Source organism: Desulfofundulus sp. (assembly GCF_049701015.1).
Taxonomy (GTDB): Bacteria; Bacillota; Desulfotomaculia; order Desulfotomaculales; family Desulfovirgulaceae; genus Desulfofundulus.
Map to the genome: position 1 here is coordinate 1 of NZ_JBNATZ010000090.1, position 9,635 is coordinate 9,635.

The 9,635-nt window shown below is 54.5% G+C and carries 11 protein-coding genes and 1 pseudogene; all 12 read right to left on the reverse strand.

Going from position 1 to position 9,635, the window contains the following annotated elements; translation table 11 throughout:
• A pseudogene (locus ACPLUI_RS07270) lies at positions 1-109 on the reverse strand ((2Fe-2S)-binding protein); the annotation flags it as partial.
• Positions 110-126: 17 nt separating this feature from the next.
• Positions 127-249, reverse strand: a complete 123-nt coding sequence (locus ACPLUI_RS07275; RefSeq protein WP_424659603.1) for a hypothetical protein — start codon at positions 247-249, stop codon at positions 127-129.
• 89 nt (positions 250-338) lie between these two features.
• The gene (locus tag ACPLUI_RS07280) at positions 339-1,820 is read right to left on the reverse strand and encodes a nitric oxide reductase activation protein NorD (RefSeq protein WP_424659604.1); all 1,482 of its coding nucleotides are present in this window, start codon (positions 1,818-1,820) and stop codon (positions 339-341) included.
• Positions 1,817-2,284 (reverse strand): ATP-binding protein, encoded by a 468-nt coding sequence (locus ACPLUI_RS07285; protein ID WP_424659605.1) that lies wholly within the window; start codon positions 2,282-2,284, stop codon positions 1,817-1,819. The genes ACPLUI_RS07280 and ACPLUI_RS07285 overlap by 4 nt, the downstream gene beginning before the upstream one ends.
• 27 nt (positions 2,285-2,311) lie before the next feature.
• The gene (locus ACPLUI_RS07290; RefSeq protein WP_424659606.1) at positions 2,312-2,947 is read right to left on the reverse strand and encodes a GTP-binding protein; all 636 of its coding nucleotides are present in this window, start codon (positions 2,945-2,947) and stop codon (positions 2,312-2,314) included.
• Positions 2,944-3,222 carry a GTP-binding protein gene (locus ACPLUI_RS07295; protein ID WP_424659607.1) on the reverse strand — a complete coding sequence of 93 codons (279 nt, stop codon included), beginning with the start codon at positions 3,220-3,222 and terminating at the stop codon, positions 2,944-2,946. The genes ACPLUI_RS07290 and ACPLUI_RS07295 overlap by 4 nt, the downstream gene beginning before the upstream one ends.
• 87 nt (positions 3,223-3,309) lie before the next feature.
• Positions 3,310-4,056: a 4Fe-4S double cluster binding domain-containing protein gene (locus ACPLUI_RS07300; RefSeq protein WP_424659608.1), complete on the reverse strand. Its 747-nt coding sequence runs from the start codon at positions 4,054-4,056 to the stop codon at positions 3,310-3,312.
• Positions 4,057-4,154: 98 nt separating this feature from the next.
• Positions 4,155-5,207 carry a uroporphyrinogen decarboxylase family protein gene (locus ACPLUI_RS07305; RefSeq protein ID WP_424659609.1) on the reverse strand — a complete coding sequence of 351 codons (1,053 nt, stop codon included), beginning with the start codon at positions 5,205-5,207 and terminating at the stop codon, positions 4,155-4,157.
• 18 nt (positions 5,208-5,225) lie between these two features.
• Positions 5,226-5,621, reverse strand: a complete 396-nt coding sequence (locus tag ACPLUI_RS07310; protein WP_424659610.1) for a pyridoxamine 5'-phosphate oxidase family protein — start codon at positions 5,619-5,621, stop codon at positions 5,226-5,228.
• A 52-nt stretch (positions 5,622-5,673) separates the two neighbouring features.
• Positions 5,674-6,609, reverse strand: coding sequence for a tetrahydromethanopterin S-methyltransferase subunit H family protein (locus tag ACPLUI_RS07315; protein ID WP_424659611.1), 936 nt, complete (start codon positions 6,607-6,609; stop codon positions 5,674-5,676).
• A 14-nt stretch (positions 6,610-6,623) separates the two neighbouring features.
• A complete protein-coding gene (locus ACPLUI_RS07320) occupies positions 6,624-8,573 on the reverse strand; it encodes an ASKHA domain-containing protein (RefSeq protein ID WP_424659612.1) in 1,950 nt (649 codons plus the stop codon).
• Positions 8,574-8,686: 113 nt separating this feature from the next.
• A complete protein-coding gene (locus tag ACPLUI_RS07325; protein WP_424659613.1) occupies positions 8,687-9,352 on the reverse strand; it encodes a corrinoid protein in 666 nt (221 codons plus the stop codon).
• Positions 9,353-9,635 lie beyond the last annotated feature (283 nt).

Genomic DNA, 9,635 nt, shown 5'->3' on the forward strand with positions numbered 1-9,635 from the left:
CCAAACTGGATACGGTGACCACCTGAACAGGCAAGCCAGGAGTTCCGCAACGAGGGCAGGGTTCTCCCGGGCGTGCGGATAGACCGGCTCCACAGATATTGTTTTGCATAAGATGTTCCTCCTCCGTTAAACGGTCAACTTTTTATAAACTAATGGCAATTTTTCCGGCAACATGGTCACATCGTCAATTACCACATACCCGCCAGGTCCAGAAATTTCCTCCAGATATTCCTTTCCCTTACGATCCACCGTAATGCAAAAGGGCGTTATGCATTTCATTCGTGCTTCCCGAAGAGCCATGCGGCAGTCTTCCCGTGCATAAAGCGTATAGTCTGCACTTAACCAAGAGCGCAGATCGCTGTTGCCTTTCGAGCGCAGTAATCCACATCGTAGGGTCGCCCGTCGCTCAAGATCAGCAGCAGTTTTACCGCTGCCTCTACCGATTGCAGCTTGTTGGTGGCATGCCGGATGGCCGCCCCCAGGCGGGTGAGGCCATCACTGACCATACCCCCGAACTTTTGCTGGACCTGCTGCCCGTATGGCTCGTTAAACTCTTTAACGATGTAAAAATTAACCTTCTGTCTCCCTTCCCCGTTAAACCCGTAGAGGGCGTAGCGGTCACCAATCACCTCCAGTGCTTCGGCCATGATAATGACCGCTTCTTTTTCAATATCCAGAATGGTCTTTCCGTTGTCCAAAACCTGGTTCGTGGAGCCGCTAAGGTCCAATAAAAAGGCCACCGTCACATCCCGCAAACGTTTATCCCGGCGGATCATGAACCCGCTAGCCGGCGCCCCCACGGCTCGCTCGGCCCAGGCCTCCACAATGGCGTCAATATCCTCCTGTTCCCCCTCCTCCTGGCAGCGGTAGCGCCGGAAGCGGTCCGGACGTAACAGGGCGAAATATCTTTTCAGAGTGCTGATCAAGCCGTAATAATCCCTTAACGTTTGTTCCACAAACCGCCGGGTGCTGGACTGCAAAACAACTTCACCCACCCGGCACCAGTCAGGCTTGTATCCGGTCACAGTAACGTCCCACTCATCGTAGTAGTAAACGTTGCGGTAGGCTCTGTATTCTTCCTGGAAAAAGCCCTGCAAAAGGCTTTTTAAGGCACCGTAAAATTTGCCCGTCCGGTAGGCAGTGGCCGTACCTGGCGGACCCGGCTTAACCCGAAGGCGGCTTTCAGCCCTCTGCCGGCTCTTTACCGGCGAGGATTCAGCTTCCACCTCGGCATTGACGGCAACAAGGTCCGGCCGTAACCGGCCCCGGTAGAGGGCTTGGGGGTAACGGGCTTGCCCTCCGGCAGCAGGCTTCTCTGCTAGAAAACGGTACCAGGCGGCGGCCACTTCCAGGCTGTCCTTCACGGTAGCCGACCGGTTGGCAAATATTTTTTGCTGGAGAAGAAGACCCGGCTCGATGGCCATATCTTCCGGGGCCGGCTGCCCCAAAGACAACCTGGCCAGGGAAGCCAGCCCGGCCTCCCGGGTACCGGAGGGAAAGGACACCGGCGCCAGCCTGCCAAACTTATGGTATTCCCGGACCAGTCCCGGATATCTCACCCGGGTAAGATGATCAACCCGGGCGTCTTCCACCAGTTCAAAAACGGTACGCATCAGGGCATAGTCCGGGAAAAGGTCCAGCCACTCTTCCAGACAGGATACTTCTCCCCGTTGCGCCTCCGGTAAACCAGTGCGCCGGGCCGCCTCCGCCAGTTCGGCTGCGGTTAACCGGTAAGTGCCTTCCGCCAGATGAGCCATTTCGTGCACCAGCATTAATCTTAACAGGGCCTGATTCTTTTCCCGGACCGGAAAAACATTCACGTTTTCCGGCTAACAAGTATAAAGGTATCCGGCACCTTAATTACTTCCCCCTTTTTTTCCAGTGGAAGAAAGCGCCGGTCGTCAGTGAGGGGGTGAATAACCACGATGGTGTCCTTGCGGGCTTCCACCACCTCGTCCAGGTAACAGATGGCACCGCGTTTTACAGCCGTGGTAAGCGGTCTGTCGACCCAAACTGTTTCTTCACCCTTTAAAAGATATCGCCCCACCAGGTCGGCAGTGGTTAAATCTTCGTGACATGCCACGGTAACCAGGGGACGGTGTAACCGGTAGGCCATATATTCAAGAAACCTGGTCTTCCCGCATCCCGTGGGCCCCTTGAGCATCACCGGCAGCCGTCCAGCCGCCGCGGCTTCAAATAGTTGTATTTCCTTTCCCACCGGGAGATAAAAGGGTTCCTTTTGAGTCCAAACGTCCCCGATTTTCCATTCTACAACGGTGCCCATGCCAGGTAATCTCTCCTTCCCCGGGTTTTATGTCCTGGCCCGGGCCAGGCTTTCCTCAACCGCCTTTTTATCAAAACCTTTGCCGATAAAGATAAACTTATTGCCACTCCCACCCTTTAGTTTCTTAAAATTGATCTGGCCGTGGACCAAGTCAAAGTTGTAGTAACCCTCCCCGGTTTGAAAAATTCCTTTCGCACGATAGATATGACCAAATTTTTCTTCTCTTGCGTCCCGCAGGACCTGTTCAATGCCATCCCGCCGGAAAATACCTCCCGGAGTAATGGCGAGGGAGTCAAATTCATGATCAAAGTGTAAATGTAGATAATCAATTCCTTCATGTTTTTCCAGTGCCGGGATTTCGGTCCGGCAGTTTACAGTATGGAGGATGATCGCCGACTGGTTATACTTGCGAATCTCTTCCTCTACCTTTTGGAGCATTTCCGGCGAAACCAAATCCACCTTGTTGATCAGAATAATATCGGAATTGGCCAACTGGTCGGTATAGAAATCACCAAACAGGCCGGACTCAAGGTTGGGCAAAAAACCGTCGGCATCTACGATACCGATGATCGCTTCAATCTCCAAACTCAATTTTTCCTTTACTGGTTCCAGAGCCTCCAGGATACCCGAAGGCACCGCTAGGCCTGATGGTTCAATAATCAAACGTTCCGGGTTGACCCTGGTTTTATTTCCTCTACCGCCTGCACGAGATCATTTCTCAGAGTGCAACAAATACAGCCACTGGGGAGCTCAATCATATCCACCGCTTCTCCCCGCTGGATCAGTTCAGCATCAATGCCGATATCACCGAACTCATTTACCAGCACGCCGGTGATACCTTCCCTCTTTTCCAGCATGTTGCAAATACAGGTGGTTTTCCCAGACCCCAAAAAGCCGCTTACTATCCTGATTTTCACTTTTAATCCTTTCCTTTTCACAAAATTTCAATGAGCATTCTTAATTTTTCGACAATTTATCTTATTTAAAAACCGTCCCGCTTACCGAACGAGATAAATTATGTGTATTCACCTTAAAATCCGGAGGTCCCGTGCTTCTTGGAGGTTGGCCTGCCCCCGGGGGCAGGCCAGGATACAGAGGCCGCAAATATCCTCCCCCACCTGCTGCCGGTTTATCTCCAGCTGGCGGCGGCAGGCCTCCACATCGATATGTGGCACCAGCCCCTGATCCCGCACCCACTCCCGGTCGGCAATGGCTCCGGCCGGGCAGGCTTCCACACAGCGGCGGCATTTGCCGCAACGGCCGGAAACATAGGGTGTAGCACAGACCTCCAGGGGAGCGTTTGTCAGCACCGTAGCCCAGCTCAAGCGGGGACCATAGGTTTCGTTCACCAGAAGGCCGTTCTTACCGATCCAGCCCAGACCTGCACAGGTAGCCGCCGTCTTGTGCGGGAAGAGGGGGTACAGGCGGGCCACAAACCTGGTATCGTGCCGGTGGGAATCAGGGGGTATGGCCAGGCATTTAAATCCGTGGCTCTTCAGCAAGGACACCAGGCGCTTCTGCAATTGTTCCAGTTTTAAATCTATATGCTGGTAGCGGTTGGAATAAATAGGCCCCCCGCTGGTATTGATCAGGTTTCGCCCGGGAGATGGATGCCGGATGGCCAGGGAAATGGCTACCGGCAGGTGCCGTAATTCCCGGGCCAGGCCCTGGCTGACATCGCCAAAACCCACCAGGGTGGCCCCCAGTTCGAGCAGGTACCTTTTTATTTCAAATGCCGTCAGGGAATGCTTCAGTGCACTTTCCATGGCCATCCTGAAAGCCTCCATTCCAAAACAATCAAGCTACGCTTACAATTCCCGCACAGGCGGGACGAGAAACTGCAATTTTCACCGCTTTTAGGCCTCTTATTTTACCTGTTTTTGCGAGCCCATTTTTCCGCACCGTATTTCTTAACCGTATCAACCATGGCCCGCAGGTTCTCCAGGGGAGCGGTCGGCCAGATGTCGCAGGACGGCCAGACGGCGTCCACGCCGCCTTCCATGCTGGCCAGGACCGCCTTTTCCACGTCTTCCGGCGTCCCGTTGCAGAGGACGTTATATCCGTCCACGTGGCCGAAGAGCAGCGGTTCAGAACCTATGGTTTCCCGGCTCTTAACCAGGTCGTTTTTCGTCTCCACACTGATCGCGTCGGCGCCGCACTCGTTCATGAGGCCTATAATAAGGTTGGTATCCCCGCAAATATGCAGGATTTTCGGCGACGGAATGTTTTTGAAGATCTTCTCCAGATGTGGTTTGATGACCTGGCGGAAGCTCCGCGGACTGAGCACGTCGGTGGGAGCGCCCATTTCCCGGATGGTGATGTAGTCCGCACCGGCCTCCCGGTATTTGGCAGCCATGGTGATGATCAGGTCGGCCAACCTGTCCAGTAAAATGTTCACTTCATTGGGTTTTTTGAAGACCAGCTTGAACAGGTCGTTCAAGTCCATCAATTGACCGGCCAGGGTAAAGGGACCTAAAAACCAGGAACCGATGGCCACTTCGTCACCGATGTCTTTTTTGAGCAGGGAAATGGCCTCCATCACCAGGGGAAACCGGCCCCGCCCGGCTATATTGTCCGGAATGGTTACCTTGGTCATTTCGTCGGGGGAGTGGATCAGCTTTTCCTTAATGGTCGGATACAAAAGGTGTGCCACGTCCTCATAGGCGTTCATGACGCAGCCCATGGCCTCCGCTTCCACACACATGTCATAGGGAACGACGGCACACTCATAACCAAACAGCTTGTAGGAAGTGGCCGCTGAATTGGCCATTTTCACCGGATCCGTGTGTACTTCGGCAAACTTGTAACCCAGCTGCTCCAGGCCTGCCGTGGTCACGTTGCCCATACCACTGTAGCAGGCCATGCGGTCCACTTCTTTTCCTTCAAAAAGACCCAGAACCCTATCCCGCGGTTTCATGGACATGGAGTAACCTCCTTGTACTTAATAAATTTTTTCACCCGGATTGCGCACTGACAGATCGTAGATTTCATCCAGGATAATTTTGACCGCCGCCTTTGGCCTGGGCAGGCCCATTTGAGCAAACTTTTCGGCAAAACGGTCATAAAGTGGCCCCTCTGAGTGCAGTTCAGCCCGGCCCATGAACCTGTAGCCCTTGAGCGCCCGGCGGTCGGCAACCACCACCGCCACCTTCGGGTTTTCCAGCATATTGCGGTAGGTCTGTTTGCCTACCAGTTCCCCGTAAGCCAGTGTTTGCCCGTCAAGCACCAGCATGGAGCCCTTGGGGGCAGCGGAAGGCTGCCCCGTTTTATCGGCGGTAACGATAAAACACTGCTCCTTTTCAACCATATTCCTCATTTCTTCAGTAATTTCAGGCATAACCGATTGTGCCTCCTTTTCTAATTGACAACCGGGACCCGGCACAACCCCATCACTGCAGTTGCTTCACAAAATCTGCAAAGAATTTGTACAGGGGGTGATCCTGGTTCGGCGGTAGTTTACCTGTCTCATCATAAACCAGTGTTGACAGCATCAGACTGGCGGTGGTGACGGCAGGTATAATTTTCGGAATATTGACTATTGGACCGCTGAACAGCAGATCGCTCCAGAGCAGGGCGGCAATGGCCTGGCCCGCGGCATTCATGGCGTTGAAACCGTCGCTGCCCCACATTTCCCTGGCTGCCTTCCACATGTAGGTGCCGTTGGAGGAAGCCACCCCGGCAGGCCAGCCGAATTCTTCTTTGACCAGCCGGCAGGCAATACAGGAGAAAGAGGTGGAGGGCAGGTTCATGACGGCAGTATCCACCAGGATGGTTTCAAAGGTGTCCTCACCAATTATGTCCAGCATCTTCTTGAGCCCGGTTACCCGCCCTTTGGGGGTCTGGTCCTCCTGGTTGAAGGCCTGAACCACCACATGCTTGATGCCCAGTTCCTTCAGGCGGGCCACCTGGCCGGGGATGTCCTTGTCCCAGGGGGTAATGCTGTTGTACAATACCCGGTCCTGGATACCCAGTTGTGCAATGTATTCGGCCACTTCCAGCCGGGTTTTTTCCACCCACATGTCGATCCCGAAGGGCTGGTCGCTGATGCTCAGGAAAAAGTCGATGTAGGTCTTCATCTCGTCCAAAGATGTGGCCACCATGGCCACCAGGGCTGGCACGCCCGTCTGGGCAGAAAGTTCTTCCTGCCGCTTTACATACTCCGCGGCCTTCTCCCGGTTAAATTTCCTCTCCTTGCGTGATTCCAGAATTTTATCGCCGTTGTGAAACATGGAGGAAATCAGCAGGGGCGGGTTTTCCCCGGGCTGCCCGCCGATGCTCCACCGGCCGATGCGGCACACCCGCTGGGGGCGGTTCAGTTTAAACATGCAAGACTCCTCCTTTAGCGTTTGGGAATGGCATCCAGGATGTGCTGGATGTGCGGGAACTTATCCGTCGAGTGCGGCAACGCCATGGCGGCGGCAAAACGGGTCTGAAAATCCGGCTCAATAGCCGTTTCCACAAATTCCACCTGCCGGGCAATCCAGGCCGCCTCTTCCCGCTTGCCCACGTCCAGCAGGGCCAGTTTGGCGCCATCCCCGGCGGCGTTGCCCACAGCCTGCACGTTTTCCAGATCGCAATCCGGGAACATGCCGATGACCATGGCACTTTCCCGGTCGATGTAACTGCCAAAGGCACCCGCCAGGGTTACGCTGTCCACCTTATCCACGCCCAGCTTCTCCATCAAGTATTTGGCACCCACATAAAGGGCCGCCTTGGCCAGCTGCACTGCGCGCACGTCCCCCTGGGTAAAGGTGATATCCTTGCCGATGGCCGTTTCCTCAGCCCAGGCCACCACAAACTCCGGTTTCCCGTCGGCACCGCGGCGGACCCGGGGGTGATTGATCTTCATGTTAAACCGGCCGGAACGATCGATGACGCCGGAACGGAAAAGCTGAGCCACCATATCGATAATCCCGGAGCCGCAGATCCCCTTGGCCTCCGTCTTCTGGATTTCCGGATACCACTGTTCCTGCCCGATGACCTTGTAGGAAACCTCAAGGGTTTCGGGGTTGATGCGTATCTTTTCAATGGCTCCCGGTGCGGCACGCATGCCGAACTTGATCTGCGCCCCTTCCAGGGCCGGGCCGGTGGCGCAGGAAGTGCAGAGCAGGCGTTTTTCGTTGCCCAGATCGATTTCTCCGTTGGTACCGATGTCAATGATGAGGCGGATTTTCTCCGGTTCCCGGTAGGGTTCCTCGGCAATGAGCACGGCCACGTTATCCGGACCCACAAAGCCCGATTCCACGGGGAGGGTATGGATGATGGCGGCACGGCAGATGTTAACGCCCAGATCGCGGGCCTTGATGTTCCTCGACTGTTTGGTCCCGGGGGCAAAAGGAGAACGACCGAGGAATTTGGGATCAATGCAGAGGGCGATATGCTGCATGGCGGTGTTGAAGACCAGAGTCATATCTACGATGTCGGTAGGCAAAAGGCCGATTTTTTCAGTCATCCGCTGGGCCAGGGTGTTCAGCCCCTCGATAATGGCCTGGTGCATTTTCTCCAGTCCGTCTTCATTCATCATGGCATAGGTAATCCGGGAGAGCACATCTTCGCCGTAGCGCACCTGGGGGTTCATCATGGAGTCAACCACCAGCACCTCACCGCTGCGCAAATCGCACAGGTAGGCGGCCACCGTGGTCGTACCGATGTCCACCGCCAGGCCGACCAGAGTGTCTGTCATTCCCGGTTCCACCCGGATAATTTCCCTGTCGCACCAGACGGTCGCCGTAACCTTCCACTGACCTTCCCGGACTGCATTGGGCAGGTCCCGCAGCACAAAATAGTCGATTTCCAGGTCCGCGGGGAGGCCGTGCTGCTTGTGAAGAGCTTCCCGCAGGCGCTCGAAATCACCCCGGTGGTCCTCCAGGGTGGCTTCCGGCATTTCGACATAATATTTGCGCACGGCGGGGTTCAGGTTGAACTTTCTTTCCTTGCCCGTCTCCAGCACCACCTGTTTGGCTCCCCGGCTTTCTTCGGGCACGAAGACCAGCACATCCCCCAGCACTTCACAGCAGCAGGCCAAACGGTAGTTGTCCGCCAGTTCTGCTTCGGTAAGGCAGTCCCTTTCTTCCTCCTGCAGCGGCGAAAGATGTTCCATGCTGGAATCGATGCCGAACTTTTCAAAAAATCCTTCTTCTATTTTAATCTTACATTTCCCGCAGACCTTGGCACCGCCACAGAGGTTTTCTATGTCCACACCCAGTTCCCTGGCCGCTTCCAGCAGGGTGATTCCGCGCTCCACCATTCCACGGCGGCCGGAGGGCTGAAAGATTACCTGGTGCTGCACTTTCGCTTCTACCTCCCTTTACTCAAACTTTCTCGTTATCCCTTGCCTCAGATCCCGGGAGGGTGGATCTACGCGTAAAAACCACTCCTGGGACCACCCGGGGCGGTTCCAGTTTACATTTCCCTTAATGAGGCAATCATGTTTATGGCTTCCTTCAGGGCGTTGCTGGCATCCTTGGCATAACCGTCCGCCCCGAAACGGTCGGCAATTTCATCGGTTACCGGAGCGCCGCCAATCATAATCCTGGCCCTGGGGTTTTTTTCCTTAATGGCTTTAATAATATCTTTCATACCCACCATGGTGGTGGTCATCATGGCCGACAGGGCAACAATTTCCGAATCAGTTCTCAGTTGTTCCTCCACAAACTTTTCCAGAGGCACATCTTTCCCCAGGTCGTGCACCTCAAAGCCGGACGCTTCAAACATGATTTTTACCAGGTTCTTACCAATATCGTGCACGTCTCCCTGGACTACCCCCATCACCACCTGGCCTTTCACCCCACCCTCTCCTTTTGCCGATTGCATATGAGGGCGGAGTATTTCCAAACCGGCGTAAAGAGCATCGGCACACATGAGAAGCTCAGGGACGAAGTACTCCTGCTGTTCATACAGGTCACCGGCCTTCTTCATTCCTTCTACCAGTCCCTCGAACACGGCCTTATTGGCGTCCATGCCCTCATCCAGTGCCTCCTGGGCCGCCTGGCGCACCATTTCCTCATCATAATTGAGTACACCCTCCGCCAGTCTCCCCAGAATATCCTTTTCCCTTTCAGGTGTCATTTCCCATTCTCCTTTCTTTTTGTTCTAACTGAACCGTGAAAATTTACATTTTGCTAGACCAACATGCAGGGTGCCAGACAACTTTTCTTTAAATAACCCTACTGGCTACAAAGAAGTCCCAGAAATTTTCACTTCTGCCGGTCCCCCCCTCGTAAGATAGTTTTTGTAACACCAATTGATCCATCCCTTAAAAGAAGCCCAGCTTGGAACAAAAACGTTCCTTGACAACTGGAAATTGGGTATTCACTTTTGGCGGAGTTCCAGGCAAAATGTAGTCGTGAGA

Coding starts and splice junctions, on each gene's coding strand:
- ACPLUI_RS07300 (WP_424659608.1), bottom strand. CDS start 4,056: ATGGCCATGGAAAGTGCACTGAAGCATTCCCTGACGGCATTTGAAATA.
- ACPLUI_RS07310 (WP_424659610.1), bottom strand. CDS start 5,621: ATGCCTGAAATTACTGAAGAAATGAGGAATATGGTTGAAAAGGAGCAG.
- ACPLUI_RS07315 (WP_424659611.1), bottom strand. CDS start 6,609: ATGTTTAAACTGAACCGCCCCCAGCGGGTGTGCCGCATCGGCCGGTGG.
- ACPLUI_RS07325 (WP_424659613.1), bottom strand. CDS start 9,352: ATGACACCTGAAAGGGAAAAGGATATTCTGGGGAGACTGGCGGAGGGT.
- ACPLUI_RS07305 (WP_424659609.1), bottom strand. CDS start 5,207: ATGTCCATGAAACCGCGGGATAGGGTTCTGGGTCTTTTTGAAGGAAAA.
- ACPLUI_RS07285 (WP_424659605.1), bottom strand. CDS start 2,284: ATGGGCACCGTTGTAGAATGGAAAATCGGGGACGTTTGGACTCAAAAG.